Source organism: Marinibacterium profundimaris (genome assembly GCF_002210095.1).
GTDB classification, from domain to species: Bacteria; Pseudomonadota; Alphaproteobacteria; order Rhodobacterales; family Rhodobacteraceae; genus Marinibacterium; species Marinibacterium profundimaris.
On the sequence record NZ_AQQR01000004.1, the window covers coordinates 348,402 to 367,628 of the forward strand.

Here is a 19,227-nt window from a genome sequence, read left to right on the forward strand (position 1 = left end):
AAAAGTATTCGCATGGCTAACGCCCAGGCGTACCGGAATCAGACGGTCGGGACAGGCTCGAAACGGCAGCAGGTTCCGCATGGGAGGCATCCTGCCGAAACACCGTGAATGCCCCCCGCTGCCCCCTTCGCGACGAAAACAAAGCACGAAGAGAACGCCAGCATTGGGCCCGGTCGGTGATCCACCCACACCAAGGCGGAAAAACCTGCAGCGTCCTGCTGTAGAATGCTTGTGTCGCCGTGATCGCCGCGTCGCGTCCAAGCGCGAGCAACATGGCGGCACCAAAGGCGGGTAAGCTACCCAGACCTCAAAACTATCTAGCTATTTGAAGGCACAGTGGCGGTCCGAGGAGGATTCGAACCCCCGACCCCTTGATTCGTAGTCAAGTACTCTATCCAGCTGAGCTATCGGACCACTGTGGGGTGCGATCTATCTTTGGTGGCGGGGCATTGCAAGCCGAAAAGGTGAAAAAACTTTAGCCACCCACCCCGCCGCATCTCAAGCCTCTAAACAGAAAGGGTTTTTCCCATTTCAAAGCCCTGCGCCGGCCCCGAGGACAGACCAGCGCGGGCCGGGCGGCATGGCGGGCGCGCGGTCAGGGGACGCGCGTCAGAGGCCGCCGTCGCCCTTCGGCAGGGAAATCAAGAAGACCGTGCCCTCGGGCCCGGTGGAGACCAGCGACAGAGCGCCGCCATGGCCGCGCACCAGCTCGGCCGCGATGGCCAGGCCCAGGCCCGAACCGCCCTTGCGCGCCCCGCCCTGGAACGGCGTGAACAGGTGATCCCTGGCCTTCGGCGGCAGCCCCGGACCGGTGTCCGACACCTCGATTCGCCAGCTCCGGTCGTCCTCGGCGGCCGAAATCCGCACCACACCCGGCACCCGTGTCGCCGCGATCGCCTGCCACGAATTGCGCGCGATGTTCAGCAGCACCCGGTAAAGCTGTTCCGGATCCGCCCGCACCCGCAGCGCCGGCGGCACGTCGTTTTCGAAGGTGATCTCGGCCTCTTCTGCGGCCAGCGTCTCGCTTGCCACCACGTCGTCGACCACGTCGGCCAGGGCGATCATGTTCAGCGTCGGCGCCGGCTCTTCGGCGCGGCCGAAGGCCAGCGTGCTTTCGCACAGCGACACCGCCCGCGTGATCGAGCCGACCAGCTTCGGCGCCATGCGCGTCACCACGGGGTCTTCCGACATCTCGATCCGGTCGGTGAACAGCTGCGCGCTGGCCAGGATGTTGCGGAGGTCATGGCTCACCTTCGCCACCGCCGCGCCCAGCTGGGCCAGCCGCTCCTTCTGGCGCAGCGCGTGGGTCAGCTCGGTCTGCATCTTCTGTAGCGCCTCCTCGGCCTCGCGCAGCTCCCGCACCTTGGCACGGGGCGTGATGATGCCGCGCGCGTCCTCGGGCGCGGCAGCATAGCGCCGCATGTAGTCCACGACACCCTCGATCGGGCGGACCAGCACGACGCGGACGGCACCGAACAGCAGCAGCGCCGTGAACGCCGAGATCACCGCCGACAGGATCAGGATCCGCAGCCCGAACTCCAGCATCGCATCTCGCAGCGGCCCGGTTTCCATCGTGACCTCGATCAGCAGCCCGGCATCGCGCACCGGCGCGCCGATCACGCGGATCACCTGGCTGCCCGTCGTGAAAAGCCGCGACAGCGCGTCCCGGATCAGCACCACGGCGCTGGTCTCGCGCATGTCGTAGGTGGCGCTGATCGGCTCGGGGATGGGCGAGGACAGCACCAGCTGGCGCACCTCGTCCCGGCGCAGGACAACGTTGTAGACCTCGGCGTTCTCCAGCAGCTCACGTTCAAGCTCGGTCGACAGCATGTCGTCGGCCAGCAGCGCCAGCGAGGCGATCTGCGCGCGTTCCAGACGGTCGGTCAGGTAATCCACCCGGAACCGCGCCACCGAGGGCACGAAGATCAGCACCTCGGCCAACATCACGAAGATCGTGGTCAGCGCCAGGAACCGTCCCGAGAGGGTGTTGAGCATGCCGTCCGTCCAGATTGCGTCAGGGCACCCATCGCTGGACCAGCCCCACCACGCGTTTCACGATATCGCTGTCAAACAGCTTCGGGGAGAAATAGGCCCCCGCCACGCGTTTTGAAACCTCTCCGACTGTCGGATAGGGCGAAACCATCGCGGAAATCTGGCTCATCTTCAGGCGGTTGGCAAGGACCAGCGCCCAGAGGTTGGCATGTTCCCCCGCATCGGCCCCCACGATGGACACGCCGACGGGCCTGCCGCGCACCACCATGGCCTTGATCAGCCCCTCCGGACGACGGCTGGCGATCGCCCTGTCGTTGTCGGCAAAGTCGAACCGCGCGACCTCCAGCCGGCTGCCGTGGATCTCGCGCGCCTCGGCCTCGGTCAGGCCGACCTGGGCCAGTTCGGGATCGGCATAGGTGACCCGCGGGATATGATCGGTGCGGGCCTTGGCGGGCAGGCCGAACAGCATCGGCCGGATGATCGTCGCCCCGTGGTAGCCGGCAAGATGGGTGAACTGCGCCCCGCCGGCCGCATCGCCGATGGCATAGACGCGGCGGTTGCTGGTGCGCAGGGCGGCATCGGTCACGATCCCGGTTTCACCCGTGCGCACGCCCGCGGCCTCAAGCCCGAGCCCGTCGGTCACCACCTTGCGCCCCGTGGCGATCAGCAGATGCGTTCCGGTGACAGTGCTGCCGTCGTCCAGCGTCAGGGTAATCCCGCGGCCCGGCTCGTCCGGCCCTTGCGAGCCGGCCTCGCCCGAGGCCTGAGAGCGCGCCACTCGGCTGACAGAGACGCCCTCGCGCAGCACGACGCCCTCCTCGCGCAGGCGTGCCAGCACCAGCTCCGACATCTCCGGATCCTCGCGCCCCAGCGCCCGCGAGCCGTCGACCACCGTGACCTCGCAGCCCAGCCGCCGATGCGCCTGCGCCATCTCGATCCCGATCGGCCCGCCGCCGACGATCATCAGGTGCCCCGGCCGCTCCCTCAGGTCCCACAGCGTCTCGTTCGTCAGATAGTCCACATCGTCCAGCCCGGGGATCGGCGGCACCACGGGCCGGCTTCCGGTGGCGATGACGATCCGCCGCGCCCGGATCACGTGACCGCCCGCCTCGACCTCGCGCGGGCCGGTGAACCGGGCCCAGGCGCGGATCACCCGCACGCCCAGCCCCTCGAACCGGTCCTGGCTGTCGACCGGCGCGATGGTCGAGATCACATCTTGCACATGGGCCATTACCGCGGCGTAATCGACCTGTGGCACCTGCGCCGTGACCCCGAAGGCCCCGGCCCTGCTCGGGGCCCAGGCGGCCCCGGCCGCCGCGATCAGCGCCTTCGACGGCACGCAGCCCGCGTTCAGGCAATCGCCGCCCATCTCGCCGCCCTCGACCAGCACGACCCGCGCGCCCATTTGCACCGCGCCCGCCGCCACCGACAGCCCGCCCGAGCCCGCGCCGATCACCAGAATATCCGTCTCGATCCGGTCCATGCTCATGTCTTTCTCCTTCTACCCCGGACCGCGCGCACCCCCATCGGCAGCGCCGCCAGCACGGCCAGCCCCAGGATCGGGCCGATGACATGCGGCTCCCACAACAGCGACAGATCCGGGTCTTCGCCCCGGTCGAACACCTCGCCCAGCCCGACGCCGATCCAGGTGTAAACGAGCGCGCCGGGAATGATGCCTAACGCGGTGGCGACGAAAAAGGTCCGGAATTGAACGCCCACCAGCGCCGGCAACAGGTTGGCCACGAAAAACGGCACCGCCGGCACGAGACGCAGCAGGAACATCACGCTCCATTCGTTGACCTTCAGCTCCTCGCGGAGCGACCGGATCCGCCCCTCGGAGGCATCGATCCGCGCGGTCAGCGCCGCGCCAAATCCCCAGCGCACCGCCAGGAACAGAAGCGAGGCGCCGATCGTCGCCGCCGTGACGTTCAGCGCCGTGCCGGCGGCAAGGCCGAACAGGAACCCACCGGTGACCGAGGCCACCGAAGCGCCGGGCAGCGAGAAGGTGACGATGGCGACATAGATCCCCACGAAGGCCAGCGCGAGCCCCAGGTAATTCTCGTCCCGGAAGGCCAGCAGCCAGTCGCGGTTGTCGCGCAGGGTATCGAATGTCAGCGCATCGCCCAGCAGCGCCCATCCAGCCACCGCCATGGCCGCCAGCACGACCAGGGGAAGAAGATGTTTGCGGTGGCGCGCCGTGCCGCGTGTTGCCTGTGCCATGCGTCTGTCCGCCCCTTGCGACCTCGGCTTCGTTCCCGGCAAACATGCGGCGGCCGCGCGGTGCCGAACAGCGAAATCACGCGGCCTTGATGTCCGGTGACTGGACACGGCCCCCGCCCGCTGGCGCCTTGGGCGGCGACGTCCGGCTGGCGAACGCCCCGGGATCGGTGCAAAACCGCAATCAAGCGGCCCCGGCTCGCCCGGCGTGAGGCGGCGGAACCGTGTCTTTCCGGCCGCGCCCCACCCGGGACGGGGGTGTTTTTCCGCCACGACCCCTCTTCTTCGGGTTTGACTTCGGCGCCAAGCCCTTTTAAAGCGCGGTCTTCGATGAACAGACGGGAGGGCGACTCGCGCCCCGTACCCGACCGTACAAGTGACAACGGAGAGACGGAGCGATGAAACGCACCTTTCAACCCTCGAACCTGGTCCGCAAGCGGCGCCACGGTTTCCGCGCCCGCATGGCCACCAAGGCCGGCCGCAAGATCCTGAACGCACGCCGCGCCCGCGGCCGCAAGTCGCTCAGCGCGTAAGGCGCGGGGTCATGTCCGCGGCCGCGCAGCGTCCCGACGACCTTGCAGGTCCCGGGGCAGCGCCTGCGGACACCATGACCACCCGGACTTCTGAAAAGCTCAGCGTGCTGAACAAGCGCGCCGATTTCCTGCGGGCCGCCCGTGCCCGCCGGCAAGCCATGCCCGGCTTTCACCTGCAGGCCCGCCGCCGCGCCCCCGGCGAAGCGGAGGGCATTCGCGTGGGCTTCACCTGTTCCAAGAAGGTCGGCAACGCCGTCGCCCGCAACCGCGCCAAGCGCCGCCTGCGCGAGATCGCGCGCGCCCTACTGCCCGCCGAGGGCCTTCCGGGCTGGGATTACGTGCTCGTGGGCCGCGCGGGCGTCACCGCCGACCGCCCCTTCGAGGCCCTGACATCCGACCTCTCCGAGGCGTTGCGCCGCATCCACGCGACCCGCAAACCGCCGCATCAGCCATGATCCGCCAAGGGTGAACCGGTCATGAGCCCCGCCGCCTTCGTGATCTCCCTCCCTGTCCGGGCCTACCGCCTGCTGCTCTCGCCCTGGGTCGGCTTCAACTGCCGGTACCAGCCGACCTGCTCGGCCTATGCGATGGAGGCGCTGGAACGGCACGGCGCCCTGCGCGGCAGCTGGCTTGCATTCCGCCGGATCGCCCGCTGCCACCCCTTCGGCGGATCGGGCTACGATCCGGTGCCCGCGCCGAAGGACGACCGGCCCCGGCGCTGACCCGGCGCCGTCCGGCAACCCGGGCCCGGCACCTGTCCTGCCTGAACAGTCGTTCGGCACGGCCCGACCGATCGGCACATATGTGCAATTTCCTACGGGTCCGGAAATCCTTGCTTGGCAGTAACGTCAACTTGAGCTATTGCGCGTCCCATCGCACCACATCTGCAATGAAGGGAGGGGCTGCATGAACGTATTCTACCGTCAAACACGCCCCGGGGTGCGATCGATGACCTGCGGCTATTCAGCCTCGTAATCATCCGACCCCCGACCGGACGGTCGCCTGACGCGCTGTCTCCCGATCCGTCCGGATAGCAGAACCCGACCATCTCAACCCGACATGTCCGTTGCCTCCGCGCGTTTGCGCGCGTGTCTTCGGCTGTCTCCATTCCATCTCTGATCATAGGGACCGGTCCGTCTTTGCGCGGCCGGACGAACACATGACCCATACGCAGAATTTCACGCCCGCAGAAGACCTCGACAAGGCGCTGGCCGCCATCATCCGCACCCACGGGCTGGCCCGTGTGCTGCTGGCCGCCATCGGTGCGCGACTGAACGCGCCACCTGGGCGGACGCCGCGGCGGCGGCGGCCCGAGCCGAAGGGGCTGAGCAACCATTTGCGGCGTGACATCGGACTGCCCCCGGTGCGCACGCCGCCCAGCCATTTCGCCCGCTTTCGCTGACCCTGGGCCCGGCCGGTCACCCCGGCCGGGCCTCTCCATGCCACCGCCCGCGGATCGCCCCCGGAGACGCGGGGTGGGTGGGCGGGAGCGGCTCCGGGGGCGATCCCGTCCGCCGCGGCCCGCCCAGGCGCCTGCACACACGCGCCGACGCTTGCCGGAGCGCCGGCAAAGGCGTAAACGCGACCCATGTTCGACACCCCCGACGATATCCATCCGCTGTTTGCCGGCGCGCCCTCCTCGACGGAGTTCAAGAAGCTGCGCAAGCGCATCGTCCGCCAGACCCGCGAGGCGATCGAGCAATACGGCATGATCGAACGCGGCGCCAAATGGCTGGTCTGCCTCTCGGGGGGCAAGGACAGCTATACCCTGCTGGCCGCCCTGCATGAACTGCAATGGCGCGGTCTGCTGCCGGTCGAGATCCTGGCCTGCAACCTCGACCAGGGCCAGCCCGGCTTCCCGGCGACGGTCCTGCCCGAATTCCTGGAAAAGATGCAGGTCCCGCACCGGATCGAATACCAGGACACCTATTCCGTCGTCATGGACAAGATCCCGCAGGGCCGCACCTTCTGCGCGCTCTGCTCGCGCCTGCGCCGCGGCAATCTCTACCGCATCGCGCGGGAAGAGGGCTGCTCCGCCGTGGTGCTGGGCCATCATCGCGACGATATCCTCGAGACCTTCTTCATGAACCTCTTCCACGGCGGGCGCCTCGCGACCATGCCGCCGAAGCTGCTGAACGAGGAAGGCGACCTTTTCGTCTATCGCCCGCTGGCCTTCGTGGCCGAGGCCGATTGCGAGAAATTCGCGCGCGCGATGGACTACCCGATCATCCCCTGCGACCTCTGCGGCAGCCAGGACGGGCTGCAGCGCCAGCAGGTCAAGCAGATCCTCGACGGATGGGAAAAGAACAGCCCCGGCCGCCGCCAGGTGATGTTCCGCTCGCTGATGAATGCACGGCCCTCGCATCTGCTGGATCCGAAGCTCTTCGATTTCATGGGGTTAAGCCGCGACCTTTCGCCACAACCCACGCAGGATTCCGAAAATTCGGTGCAAGTTCCGCGCTTGCGTTAACCTGTCACTACCAAATTACGCCCTAGCCTGTGCCGAGACGAACAACGGCACGACGAAGCAAAGGGCGGCCATGGCACTCCGGGACACGAAACCGTTCGACACGTATCGCGGGCGATTCCTGTCTGTCGTGACAGGCCCGCCGATCCTGGCCTTCCTGCCCGCGGTCACGCTGGCAGCCTACTGGATCGCCGGGGAAACCGCGCTGATCCTCGTGGCGCTCGGCCTGCCGGTTCTCTATGCCATGACCGGCGTTGTCGGCTCCTGGTCCGGGCGTGCCGGCTCGGCCCGCGACGGGGTCACCGGCCTGCCCCTGCGCGACGGGTTCGAGGCGATTCTCGAACAGATCCACGAGGAAACCGAAGTCACCGGCCTGCGCTCGGCCTGCTACATGATCGAAATCGACGATTACCGCCAGGTGGTGGAACGCAACGGTCAGGCCACCGGCGACCTGGTGATGGCGCGCACCGGCGAACGGCTGGTGGCCACCCTGCGCAACGGCGACACCGTGGCCCGGCTGGGCGACAGCCGCTTCGCGATCTGCCTGTCCCCGGTGCGCCAGCTTGACCTCGAACTTTGCATACAGCTGGCCGGGCGCCTGCAATCGGCGGTCGAGGAACCTATCGCCGTGGATGGCACCGGGCTTCAGATGACCGCCTGCGTCGGTTTCTGCCCGCGCAGCCGGGCGCCCTCGGGCCGCGCGGGCGAATGGCAGGGCGCCGCCGCCGCCGCCCTGATCGAGGCGCAGGGCGTCGGCCCCTCGACGATTCGCGCCTATTCGGCGGACATGCACCGCCGCAACCAGACCCGCAGCGATCTGCGCGAAGAAGCCGCGGCAGCGCTGGAGAACGGCCAGATCCAGCCGTGGTTCCAGCCGCAGATTTCCACCGACACCGGCAGGATCACCGGGTTCGAGGCGCTGGCCCGCTGGCTGCACCCGTTGCACGGCACGATCGCGCCCAATACCTTCCTGCCCGTCCTCGAAGAGGCCGGCCTTCTCGAACGCCTGGGCGAGGTGATGCTCTTCAACGCGCTCACTGCGCTGAAGGCCTGGGACGCCGCCGGCTGTGACATCCCGCGCGTCGGCATCAACGCCAGCCACTCCGAACTGCGCAATCCCCGCCTCGTCGACAAGATCCGGTGGGAGCTCGACCGCTTCGACCTGACGCCGGAGCGGCTGAGCATCGAGATCCTGGAAACCGTCGTCTCCGATACGCTCGACGACGTGATTTCGCGAAATATCGCAGGGCTTTCCAGCATCGGCTGCCGCATCGACCTGGACGATTTCGGCACCGGCCATGCCTCGATCTCGTCGCTGCGCCGGTTCCAGGTCTCCTGCATCAAGATCGACCGCAGCTTCGTGGCCAAGGCCGATCGCGACCCCAAGCAGCAACAGATGATCGCCGCGATCCTGACCATGGCCGAACGTCTCCGGCTGGAAACCCTGGCCGAGGGGGTCGAGACGGTGGGCGAGCACGCGCTGCTGGCACAGCTGGGCTGTGACCACGTCCAGGGCTACGGGATCGCGCGGCCGATGCCCTTCGACCAGACGCTGGACTGGATCGCAGCCCATGCCGCCAAGCTGCAGGATACGCCCCAGATCGGCCGGCATACCGGCTGACTCACGCCGGATGTGACCAGATTCCGCGCGCCATCGCGCCCGGTTTCGCCCGGTTTCGCCTTGACCTTTCAGGCCGCACTCTGTTGAACCTGCCCTGTCGTTTTCCGCAGGAAAGGTGCCGGTCCCTCATGGACGATCAGAACAAGAACCTGCTTCTGGCCACGGGCCTGAGCTTCGTGGTGATCCTGGTGTGGTTTTTGCTGTTCCCGCCACCGCCGCCTGAAGAGCAGGTCGCCGAGGCGCCCGAGACCAGCGATACCCGCCCTCTCGACGCCGGTGACGGCGTCGCAACGGCGCCCTCTGTGGCGCCCGATGCCACCGGCACACCCGCCGGAACCACTGCGGCCGAAACGGCAACCGCGATCGCCGACGCCCCGCGCGTCCAGATCGATACGCCCCGGCTGGAAGGCAGCATTTCGCTGCTGGGCGGGCGCATCGACGCGCTGCAGCTGAAGGATTATCAGGTCTCTCTGGACGATCCCGAGAAGGTCACCGTCCTGTCGCCCGTCGGCACGCCCGCGCCCTATTACGCGCTGTACGGCTGGGCCCCGGGCCAGGGTCTGACCCTGGACGACGTGCCCGGCGCCAACACCGAATGGACGCTGGAAAGCGGCGATGAGCTGACGACCGAAAGCCCGATCACGCTTGTGTGGGACAACGGCAACGGCCTGACCTTCCGCCGCATCATCGAGGTCGACGACCACTACATGTTCACGGTCTCCCAGGAGGTCGAGAACACCGGCGCCGGCACCGTCAGCCTCGCCCCCTTCGGCGTGCTCGCGCGTCATGGCGAGCCGCAGAACCTCAAGAATTTCTGGATCGTCCACGAGGGCGTCATCTCGATGGCCGATGGCGAGCTGACCGAAATCGACTATGACGACATGCCCGATTTCGAGGTCGATCCCGCAGAAGGCGCCCAGGCCGAGGTCACCCGCGTGACCGAAAACGGCTGGATCGGCTTCACCGACCACTACTGGATGTCGACGCTGATCCCCGAACCGGGCAGCGCCTTCAAGTCGGTGGCCAAGTACGACGGCCGCCGCGACATCTACCAGACCGAAACCGTGCTGCCGACGCAGACCCTGTCCGACGGCCAAAGCACCGGCGTCACCACGCAGCTGTTCTCGGGCGCGAAGGAATGGGAAACCATCCGCGGCTACCAGGAACAGGGCATCGACCGGTTCATCGACTCGATCGACTGGGGCTGGTTCTTCTTCCTGACAAAGCCGATCTTCTGGCTGCTGCACAACATCCACAACCTGATCGGCAACATGGGCTGGTCGATCATCGGCCTGACGCTGCTGCTCAAGGCGCTTCTCTTCCCGCTGGCCTACAAGTCCTACATCTCGATGGCGAAGATGAAGGAACTGCAGCCCGAGATGGAGAAGCTGAAGGAAGCCGCCGGCGACGACCGTCAGAAACTGCAGCAGGGCATGATGGAACTCTACAAGAAGGAAAAGGTGAACCCCGCCGCGGGCTGCCTGCCGATCCTTCTGCAGATCCCGATCTTCTTCTCGCTCTACAAGGTGATCTTCGTCACGATCGAACTGCGCCAGCAGCCCTGGTTCGGACCGTTCCGCGACCTGTCGGCGCCGGATCCGACCTCGATCATGAACCTGTTCGGGCTGATGCCCTGGGCGGGCCCCGAGGCAGGGACGCTGATGGCGACCATCCTGATCGGCATCCTGCCGCTCTGCCTGGGTGTCTCGATGTGGCTTCAGCAGAAGCTGAACCCGGCCCCGGCCGACCCGACGCAACAGATGATCTTCGCCTGGATGCCCTGGGTCTTCATGTTCATGCTGGGCTCCTTCGCGAGCGGGCTGGTGATCTACTGGATCTCGAACAACATGATCACCTTCACCCAACAGTACCTGATCATGCGCAGCCAGGGGTACACACCGGACGTGTTCGGCAACATCAAGTCGGGCTTCAAGAAAACGCCCAAATCCGACGAAACCAAGTGACGGCGCGGCTCGCCCATATCTGGCGGCATCCGATCAAGGGAATCGGATCGGAAGCCTGCCAGTCGGTCGAGCTGAGCCCCGAGGGCGCGGTCGAAGGTGACCGCGCCTGGGCCTTTCTGAACGACGCGGCCGAAGACACCGACGCCTGGCAGCCGCGCCGGAACTTCCTGCAGGTGGCCTCCGGCCCGCGCCTGGCGGCGGTATCAGCCCGCACCAACGGTTCCCTCATCGACCTTTCACATCCCGACCGTCCGCCGCTGGCACTGGACCCTGTTTCAGGTGGCCCCGAGCTCTCCGCCTGGCTGGGCGATCTCTGGCCCGACAACCGCCCCGGCCCTGCCCGGCTGGTGCGCGCGCCGCGGCAGGGCATGACGGACATGGATTTCCCCTCGGTCTCCATCGGCAACCTCGCCTCGCTCCGCGAACTGAGCAAGGCCGCCGGCCAGGAGATCGACATGCGCCGCTTCCGCATCAACCTCTGGCTCGACGGGCTCGATCCCTGGGCCGAGCGCGACCTGCTGGACGGCGACATCACCCTGGGCAGCGCCCGGCTGATCCCGGTGGAGCCCATCGGACGCTGCCGCGCGCCCGACGCCAACCCGGCGACCGGCGAACGCGACGTGGCCATGCTGAAGCTGCTCGGCGACCATTGGTCGACGCGCGATTTCGGTGTCTACTTCAAGGTCGCCACCCCCGGCACCGTTTCGGTCGGAGACCCGCTGTCATGACCACCCTGCCCTTCCCCATGGCCGAGGATCCCGATCCCGCCACCGCCGAACGCGCGCGCAAGCTGTTTGCCGGCGAATCCGAATTCGTCAAAGGCGTCGTCGCCATGGACGGCCTGCCGCCCGCCGACCGGGTCGAGGTCTGCTTTGCCGGGCGCTCGAACGTCGGGAAATCCTCGCTGATCAACGCGCTGACCGGGACCAAGGGGCTCGCGCGCGCCTCGAACACGCCGGGCCGCACGCAGGAAATCAACTATTTCACCCAAGGGCCCGACATCTATCTTGTCGACCTGCCCGGCTACGGCTTTGCAAACGCGCCGCTGCCGGTCGTCGAGAAATGGCAGCGCCTGCTGAAATCCTATCTCTCGGGCCGCCAGACCCTGCGCCGGGCCTTCGTGCTGATCGACTTCCGGCATGGTATCAAGGCCGTCGACGAAGAGATCATGACCCTGCTGGACAAGGCCGCCGTGCCCTTCCAGGTGGTGCTGACCAAGGCCGACAAGGTGAAGGCCTGGGATCACGAGCGGACCCTCGCCCAGGTTCGGCAAAAGCTGTCGCCGCATCCCGCCGCCTATCCCGAACTGGTGCTGACCAGCTCGGAAAAGGGCGAAGGCATCTCGACGCTCCGATCGATCATCGCCACGCTCGAATGATCCCGGCCCCCTTAGGCCACGCCCCCCGGGGCATTCCCATGATACCGGCTTGCGCGCCCGCGCAGCTTTCCCGATAACCTCCGGCGGAGGACCGCCCCATGAAGACACAACCCCAGACCGGCGACTGGATCGCCACCGCCCGCACGCTGTCGAACGCGCTGCCCTACCTGCAGCGCTACGAGAACGCGACCGTCGTCATCAAGCTGGGCGGCCACGCCATGGGAAGCGACGAGGCGATGGAAAGCTTTGCCCGCGATGTCGTGCTGCTCAGCCAGGTCGGCGTGAACCCGGTGATCGTCCATGGCGGCGGCCCGATGATCAACGAGATGCTGGGCAAGCTGGGGGTGACCTCTGAATTCGTCAACGGCAAGCGGGTCACCGATGCCGAGACGATCAAGGTGGTCGAGATGGTGCTCGCCGGTGTCGTCAACAAGCGCATCGTGCAGGCGATCAACCGGCAGGGCGGCATGGCCGTGGGCCTTTCGGGCAAGGATGCCAACCTGATCACCTGCGATCCGGCCGATCCCGTGCTGGGCTTTGTCGGCGAACCGGCCGAGTTGAACACCAAGGTGCTGACCACGCTCTTCGCCCAGAACATGATCCCCGTGATCGCGCCGCTGGGCGCGGGGCGCGAGGGCGAAACCTTCAACATCAACGGCGACACCGCCGCCGGTGCCGTGGCCGCCGCGCTGAACGCCGACCGCCTGCTGCTGCTGACCGACGTGTCGGGCGTCAAGGACGGCTCGGGCACCGTGATCACGGAACTCACCCCCGAAGAGATCGGCAAGCTCACCCGCGACGGCGTCATCGCCGGCGGCATGATCCCCAAGACCGAGACCGCTCTGGACGCGATCGCGGGCGGGGTGCGCGCGGTCGTGATCTTGGACGGGCGCGCGCCCAACGCGGTGTTGCTGGAACTCTTCACGGAACACGGGGCCGGCACGCTCATTCGCCCGGTCCGCCCCGCGCAGGCTTGAGTTTCGGCGGGCCGCGGGTAAGCGTTGCGTCATGGCTACGGACACCCTCGCCCCGCCACTTCCCTGCCCCGGGCCGGACACGGCCCGATGAGCTACGCCGCGATCGAAACCGCGGCCGAGGGCCTGGGCCTGATGGTCATGGGCGCGGAGCATATCGCCGACGCGCCGCCTGACGCGCCGGCCACCCGCATCCTGCTGGGCACCGGCCCCGCCTTCTGGGACATCCTGCGACAGGCACCGGAAGGGCGCGACGGCGCCCCCGACCCGGTCGACCGCTATTCGACCCGCGTGATGACCGCGCTGGCCAGCCGTTTCGGCGCAACCGCCGATTTCCCGTTCGGAGGGCCGCCCTACGCGCCCTTCATCGCCTGGGCCAGGGCCTCGGGCCGCGCCTGGCCCAGCCCGACGGGGATGCTCGTGCATGACACGGCGGGGCTGATGATCTCCTACCGCGGCGCGCTGACGCTGCCCGGGCATATCCCCGTGCCCGCCGCGCTCGGTCAAAGCCCCTGCCTCACCTGCCCCGATCAGCCCTGTGCCACCGCCTGCCCGGTTGGCGCGCTGTCGGCGGACCGGCCTTACGACGTTCCCGCCTGCCACGGCTTTCTCGACAGCGAAGCCGGGCAGGACTGCCTCACCCGGGGTTGCATCGCCCGCCGGGCCTGCCCGGTCAGCCAGGCCTTCGGCCGCGACCCCGCCCAATCCGCTCATCACATGGCCGCCTTCCATCCCACATGACCTGCATTCTCATCCTCATGCGTCACGCAAAATCAAGCTGGGCCGAACCGGCCATGGCCGATCACAACCGCCCGCTGAACAAGCGCGGCAAACGCTCGGCCCGCGCCCTGGGCGACTGGCTGCGCGGCCATGACCACGTGCCCGACCAGATCCTCTGCTCGTCCGCCACCCGCGCGCAGCTGACCTGCCAGGGGCTCGAACTGGGGCTGCCCGCACCGGCGGTGCCCGCGCTTTATCATGCCGAGCCGGGCGCGATGCTGCAGGTGCTGCAGAAGGCCACCGGGCGCTGCGTGCTGATGATCGGGCACAATCCCGGCATCGCAGAGTTCGCCGACCGGCTGGTGCAGACCGCGCCGGATCACGACCGCTTCGGCGATTATCCCACCGGCGCCACGCTGGTCGCCAGCTTCGACGTGCCCGGCTGGGCCGACGTGGCCTGGAACACGGGCCAGGTCATCGATTTCGTCATCCCGCGCGAACTGACGGACTGAGCGCCGCGTGCCTGCCCGACGCGGGGGTCGCCATTATCGCGCCATTGGTCCGAGCGACAATGGCGACGGGCGGGAGGTTAGGGCAGGCACGGCCCGCCCCATCCGCAAACGCAAACGGCCGGACCAAAAGGCCCGGCCGCTCGTTGATAGGCAGGAAAAATCCCGAAGGATCAGTGCCCCAGGATCTGGCTGAGGAACAGCTGCGTCCGCGGGGATTTCGGGTTGTTGAAGAACTCCTCTGGCTCGTTCTGTTCCACGATCTGCCCCTGGTCCATGAAGATCACACGGTTCGCCACCTGCCGCGCAAAGCCCATCTCGTGGGTCACGCAGATCATGGTCATCCCCTCCTCGGCCAGCGACACCATGGTGTCGAGCACCTCCTTGATCATCTCCGGATCCAGGGCCGAGGTCGGTTCATCAAACAGCATGATCCGCGGCTTCATGCAGAGCGAGCGCGCGATCGCCACCCGCTGCTGCTGACCGCCCGAGAGCTGGCCGGGATACTTGTTGGCCTGCTCGGGGATCTTCACCTTCTCCAGGAAATGCATCGCCGTTTCCTCGGCCTCGCGCTTGGGCGTCTTGCGCACCCAGATCGGGGCCAGCGTGCAGTTTTCCAGGATCGTCAGATGCGGGAACAGGTTGAAGTGCTGGAACACCATGCCAACCTCGGACCGGATCTTGTCGATGTTCTTCAGATCCGACGACAGTTCGGTCCCGTCCACCATGATCCGCCCCTGCTGGTGTTCCTCCAGCCGGTTGATGCAGCGGATCAGGGTCGACTTGCCCGAGCCCGACGGGCCCGCGATGACGATCCGCTCGCCTCGGTAGACCGTCAGGTCGATGTCGCGCAGCACGTGGAAGGTCCCGTACCACTTGTTCATTTTGCTGATCTCGATGGCGATTTCGTCCGAGACCTGCAGTTGAGGTGCGTTTGCCATATCCGGTCTCCTTACCGGTGATCCGTGGCGAGGCGACGCTCAAGCCACTGGGAATATTGAGAAATACCGTAACAGACGACGAAGAACAGGCAGGCGGCGAAGCCCAGGAGCTCCCAGTAGACGCCGTTCCATTCGGTCGAGGCCAGGATCGGGCCGCGGATCATGCCGATCAGGTCGAACATCGAGATGACCGAGACCAGCGTGGTGTCCTTGAAGAGCCCGACGGCGACGTTGACGATGCCCGGGATCGAGATCTTCAGCGCCTGCGGCAGGATGATCAGCCGCATCGCCTGCGGGTAATCCAGACCAAGGCTGTCGGCCGCCTCGTACTGGCCCTTCGGCAGCGCGGCGAGCCCGCCCCGGATCACCTCGGCGATATAGGCCGAGGAGAACATGGTGATCATGATCACCACCCGCAGGAACAGGTCGACGGTGCTGTCGGGGGGGAAGAAATACGCCAGCATCACCGAGGCCACGAACAGCAGCGTGATCAGCGGCACGCCGCGGATGAACTCGATGAAAACGACGCAGATCCCCTTGATCAGCGGCATGTCCGACTGGCGCCCCAGCGCCAGCACGATGCCCAGCGGGATCGACAGCGACACGCAGGTCACCCCCAGCATCATGTTCAGCATGAAGCCGCCCAGATCGCGCGAAGGCACGGCGGTCATCCATGGTGTCTCGGACGCGACCATCCCCACGACGATCCCGCCGATGATCCAGACCACCAGCGCCACGGCCACCCCGCCGAGGAACCCGGCGGCAAAGCTTTCCTTGCCGTAGCGGTCAAAGACCACGTAGGCCGCTGCGCAGCCTGCCAGCGCCACCAGCGGCGTGGCCAGCGGCCCGCCCCAGATCAGGTAGTAGGCGATGAAGGGAAACAGCGCGGTGAAGATCAGCAGCTTGCGCGGCAGATCGAAGAACAGCACCGGAGCGATGGCCACCAGCATCATGAAGAAGGCCAGGATCGGACGCCAGTACAGCTCGGACGGGTACTGGAACCCGAACAGCAGCTGGTGCCAGCGGTCCTTCAGAACCGCAAAGCAGGCGCCGGTCTGGCCGGCCAGGATCTCGCGGCATTCCGTCAGGCTGGAGGCGTTCCAGACACCGTTCAGGATCCACGGCAGGACGCCCGAGAGGATCGTGTAGATCGCCCAGATCCCGACAAGGGTCAGCAACGTGTTGGCCCAGCCCGAGAACAGGTTGTCGCGCAGCCATTTCGGCATCCCGGTCTGGCGCGCCGGCGGCGGCGATTCCGGGAGCGTCTCCATCCGGACGAAGGCAATGCTGTGTGCGTGTGCATCGGACATGGCTCAGCGCTCCTTCAGTTTGACGGAATTGTTGTAGACGTTCATGACGGCCGAGATCGCCAGCGAGATCGTCAGGTAGAACAGCATCATCAGCAGCACACATTCGATCGCGCGGCCGGTCTGGTTCAGCGTGATGCCGCCCAGCGTGGCCGTGATATCGGCATAGCCGACGGCAATGGCGAGCGAGCTGTTCTTGGTGATGTTGAGGTAGTTCGAGATCAGCGGCGGGATGATGATCCGCAGCGCCTGAGGCAGGATGACCAGGTTCATGATCCGCCCCGGACGCAGGCCCAGCGAGGCGGCCGCCTCGCTCTGCCCGCGAGAGATCGCCTGGATCCCGGCGCGGACGTTTTCCGCGATGAAGGCACCGGTATAGATCGCCAGCGCGAACCACAGCGCGATCAGCGGCGCGCCGATCTGCAGGCCGCCGCGCAGGTTGAAACGGTTGGCCAGCGGGTCCGGCATGTCCAGCGTGATCGGCCGCCCCATGATGAAGAACATCAGAACCGTCGGCACGATCAGGATCAGCAGCGAAGGCCAGCCCGTCGGCAGCAGCTTGCCCGTCGCGTAAAGCAGCTTGGTAGCATAGCGGCGATAGGCGAAGACGCCCACGACCGACGCCAGGAACACGACCACCACCACCATCGACCCGGGCCCCCAGATCGGCGCGGGGACATAGATGCCGCGGTTCGTGAATGCGAACATGCCCAGAAGCATCTTCGCCTCGGGGTCCTCACCCAGGTAGGACCGCGCGCCGGGCAGCACGGCCGTCATGATGGTGAAGATGATGATGATCCAGATCAGCACCGGAATGTTCCGGAAGATCTCGACATAGACGGCCATCAGCTTGCTGATCAGCCAGTTGTTCGACAGCCGCAGAACACCGGCAACGACGCCGAAGATCGTCGCGGTGGCACAGGCCAGGAAGGACACCAGCAGCGTGTTCAGGATCCCGACCCAGGCCGCGCGCATGTGCGGCGACTGGCTGTCATAGGGAATCAGCGTCTGGTTGATGTCATAGCCCGACGGGTTGCCGAGGAATTCGTAGGAAATGTTCAGCCCCGCCGCCTCGAGATTGCGGATCAGGTTGCTGGACAGGTAGGCGATCGCGACGATCAGCAGAAGCAGCGCGATGCCCTGGAATGTAAGTGAACGATACCGCGTGTCGCTGAGCAGCATCGATAGACGAAACTGCTCCTTCGGCGGATCAGTAATAGTTGTCATTTTGGATGTCCCCGTGGCAATCCGGATTTCCCCTCGGGCAAGGTTTGTCCCTGCTCCACGCGATCCGGATCTATTTGGTCACAAAGCAAAAGGGCGCAGATTTTTCTGCGCCCTTCGCTGTCAGAGTGTTACCGGAACGGCGGCGAGTAGAGCAGCCCGCCCTCGGTCCACTGTGCGTTCAGACCGCGCGCCAGCCCGATCGGGGTCGACTCGCCGATGTTCTTGGCGAAGATCTCGCCGTAGTTGCCGCCCACGGCGATGGCGCGCTTGGCCCAGTCGGCGTCCAGGCCCATCATCTCGCCCAGGGTGCCCTCGGTGCCGAGGATCCGGTTGATTTCCGGGTTGTTGGTGCCGGCTGCCAGCTCTTCGATGTTGGTCGAGGAGATACCCAGCTCTTCCGCGGCGATCAGCGCGTTGAGGGTCCAGCGGACGATGTCACCCCATTCCGGGTCGCCATGGCGAACCAGCGGGCCCAGCGGCTCTTTCGAGATGATTTCCGGCAGGATCACGTGATCGCCGGGCGCTTCGAACGTGGCGCGCGTGGCGGCAAGGCCCGATGCGTCGGTGGTGTAGACGTCACAGGCACCGGCCAGGTACTGCTGCTGCGCTTCCGCGTTGGTTTCGATCGGCACGGGTTCGTAGCCGATGTTGTTGGACCGGAAGAAATCGGCCAGGTTCAGCTCGGTCGTGGTGCCGGTCTGGATGCAGACGGTGGCCCCGTCCAGATCCTTGGCCGAGCTTACGCCCAGCTCTTTCGGGATCATGAAGCCCTGACCGTCGTAATAGTTCACGCCGGTGAATTCGAACTTCAGGTCGACATCGCGCGAGAAGGTCCAGGTGGTGTTCCGGGCCAGCATGTCGATCTCGCCGGACGCAAGTGCGGTGAAGCGGGTCTTGCCGGTGGTGGGGACAAATTCGACGGCACTGCCATCGCCAAGGACCGCTGCTGCGACAGCGCGGCAGACAGCAACATCAAAACCCTGCCATTCGCCGTTGGCGTCGGGGGCCGCGAAACCGACCAGGCCGGTCGTGACGCCGCAGTTCAGCGTGCCGCGTGCCTTAACGTCATCCAGCGTCGCGGCCGAAGCTGCGCCGGCTGCGATGCCGGCGACGGTCAGCGCGCCAAAGAATACGGTTTTTTTCATCTTTACCTCTTCCTGATGAGCCGCCCATTCATGGGCGTGCAGTCCAGCTGCTTCAAGCAGCCGGCGGTCGTGCGACAGGCAGGATTTAGCCTATCGGCGAGGCAAGTGTGTTCGGATTCAAGCTGGCAGGTCAAGGGCGGATCAAGCCCATCCGCCTAGTTAGAAGGCACCTGCCCATGCGTAAGATGAAGCTTTTTGCACCTTTCCCGGACGCTTGCCCGCTGACAGGGGT

The 19,227-nt window shown here is 66.4% G+C and carries 19 protein-coding genes and 1 tRNA gene; 12 read left to right on the forward strand and 8 right to left on the reverse strand.

Translation table 11 applies throughout. The features are described from left to right. Positions 1-337 precede the first annotated feature (337 nt). The 4 genes from ATO3_RS12740 to ATO3_RS12755 form a co-directional block, all read right to left on the reverse strand. Positions 338-414, reverse strand: a tRNA-Arg gene (locus ATO3_RS12740). 195 nt (positions 415-609) lie between these two features. Beyond that, positions 610-1,995 (reverse strand): sensor histidine kinase, encoded by a 1,386-nt coding sequence (locus ATO3_RS12745; protein WP_088650235.1) that lies wholly within the window; start codon positions 1,993-1,995, stop codon positions 610-612. Positions 1,996-2,014: 19 nt separating this feature from the next. Further along, on the reverse strand, positions 2,015-3,475 hold the full coding sequence (locus tag ATO3_RS12750) for a dihydrolipoyl dehydrogenase family protein (protein ID WP_088650236.1): 1,461 nt from the start codon (positions 3,473-3,475) through the stop codon (positions 2,015-2,017). Between the two features lie 2 nt (positions 3,476-3,477). Beyond that, entirely contained in the window at positions 3,478-4,212 is a 735-nt protein-coding gene (locus ATO3_RS12755; RefSeq protein ID WP_088650237.1) for a TVP38/TMEM64 family protein, read from the reverse strand. Between the two features lie 395 nt (positions 4,213-4,607). On the opposite strand from ATO3_RS12755, the gene rpmH reads away from it, so the two are divergent. From rpmH to ATO3_RS12815, 12 genes are all read left to right on the forward strand, one after another. Further along, positions 4,608-4,742 carry a 50S ribosomal protein L34 gene (gene rpmH / locus ATO3_RS12760; protein WP_012177012.1) on the forward strand — a complete coding sequence of 45 codons (135 nt, stop codon included), beginning with the start codon at positions 4,608-4,610 and terminating at the stop codon, positions 4,740-4,742. A gap of 74 nt (positions 4,743-4,816) precedes the next feature. Then, positions 4,817-5,197 carry a ribonuclease P protein component gene (gene rnpA, locus ATO3_RS12765; RefSeq protein WP_233152127.1) on the forward strand — a complete coding sequence of 127 codons (381 nt, stop codon included), beginning with the start codon at positions 4,817-4,819 and terminating at the stop codon, positions 5,195-5,197. A gap of 21 nt (positions 5,198-5,218) precedes the next feature. Then, positions 5,219-5,464, forward strand: a complete 246-nt coding sequence (gene yidD, locus ATO3_RS12770; RefSeq protein ID WP_088650239.1) for a membrane protein insertion efficiency factor YidD — start codon at positions 5,219-5,221, stop codon at positions 5,462-5,464. 437 nt (positions 5,465-5,901) lie between these two features. After that, entirely contained in the window at positions 5,902-6,144 is a 243-nt protein-coding gene (locus tag ATO3_RS12775) for a hypothetical protein (RefSeq protein ID WP_088650240.1), read from the forward strand. Between the two features lie 186 nt (positions 6,145-6,330). Continuing rightward, positions 6,331-7,212: a tRNA 2-thiocytidine(32) synthetase TtcA gene (gene ttcA, locus ATO3_RS12780; RefSeq protein ID WP_088650241.1), complete on the forward strand. Its 882-nt coding sequence runs from the start codon at positions 6,331-6,333 to the stop codon at positions 7,210-7,212. Positions 7,213-7,282: 70 nt separating this feature from the next. Further along, complete coding sequence (locus tag ATO3_RS12785; RefSeq protein WP_088650242.1) at positions 7,283-8,830, forward strand: putative bifunctional diguanylate cyclase/phosphodiesterase; 1,548 nt, start codon at positions 7,283-7,285, stop codon at positions 8,828-8,830. Between the two features lie 128 nt (positions 8,831-8,958). Then, positions 8,959-10,794: a membrane protein insertase YidC gene (gene yidC / locus ATO3_RS12790; protein ID WP_088650243.1), complete on the forward strand. Its 1,836-nt coding sequence runs from the start codon at positions 8,959-8,961 to the stop codon at positions 10,792-10,794. Then, a complete protein-coding gene (locus ATO3_RS12795; protein ID WP_088650244.1) occupies positions 10,791-11,522 on the forward strand; it encodes an MOSC domain-containing protein in 732 nt (243 codons plus the stop codon). Before yidC ends, ATO3_RS12795 begins: the two co-directional genes overlap by 4 nt. Next, positions 11,519-12,172 carry a ribosome biogenesis GTP-binding protein YihA/YsxC gene (gene yihA, locus ATO3_RS12800; protein ID WP_088650245.1) on the forward strand — a complete coding sequence of 218 codons (654 nt, stop codon included), beginning with the start codon at positions 11,519-11,521 and terminating at the stop codon, positions 12,170-12,172. Before ATO3_RS12795 ends, yihA begins: the two co-directional genes overlap by 4 nt. Before the next feature lie 98 nt (positions 12,173-12,270). Then, on the forward strand, positions 12,271-13,149 hold the full coding sequence (gene argB, locus ATO3_RS12805) for an acetylglutamate kinase (protein ID WP_088650246.1): 879 nt from the start codon (positions 12,271-12,273) through the stop codon (positions 13,147-13,149). A gap of 87 nt (positions 13,150-13,236) precedes the next feature. Further along, complete coding sequence (locus ATO3_RS12810; protein WP_088650247.1) at positions 13,237-13,887, forward strand: ferredoxin; 651 nt, start codon at positions 13,237-13,239, stop codon at positions 13,885-13,887. Between the two features lie 17 nt (positions 13,888-13,904). Next, complete coding sequence (locus ATO3_RS12815; RefSeq protein ID WP_332888701.1) at positions 13,905-14,378, forward strand: SixA phosphatase family protein; 474 nt, start codon at positions 13,905-13,907, stop codon at positions 14,376-14,378. Between the two features lie 170 nt (positions 14,379-14,548). On the opposite strand, the gene ATO3_RS12820 is transcribed toward ATO3_RS12815, so the two are convergent. The 4 genes from ATO3_RS12820 to ATO3_RS12835 all read right to left on the reverse strand — a co-directional run bounded on the left by ATO3_RS12820 (position 14,549) and on the right by ATO3_RS12835 (position 18,995). Next, positions 14,549-15,316: an amino acid ABC transporter ATP-binding protein gene (locus ATO3_RS12820; protein ID WP_088650249.1), complete on the reverse strand. Its 768-nt coding sequence runs from the start codon at positions 15,314-15,316 to the stop codon at positions 14,549-14,551. 11 nt (positions 15,317-15,327) lie between these two features. After that, positions 15,328-16,626, reverse strand: coding sequence for an amino acid ABC transporter permease (locus ATO3_RS12825; protein WP_088650250.1), 1,299 nt, complete (start codon positions 16,624-16,626; stop codon positions 15,328-15,330). A 3-nt stretch (positions 16,627-16,629) separates the two neighbouring features. Continuing rightward, on the reverse strand, positions 16,630-17,850 hold the full coding sequence (locus tag ATO3_RS12830; RefSeq protein WP_088650251.1) for an amino acid ABC transporter permease: 1,221 nt from the start codon (positions 17,848-17,850) through the stop codon (positions 16,630-16,632). Between the two features lie 128 nt (positions 17,851-17,978). Next, the gene (locus ATO3_RS12835; protein WP_088650252.1) at positions 17,979-18,995 is read right to left on the reverse strand and encodes an amino acid ABC transporter substrate-binding protein; all 1,017 of its coding nucleotides are present in this window, start codon (positions 18,993-18,995) and stop codon (positions 17,979-17,981) included. Between the last annotated feature and the right edge of the window lie 232 nt (positions 18,996-19,227).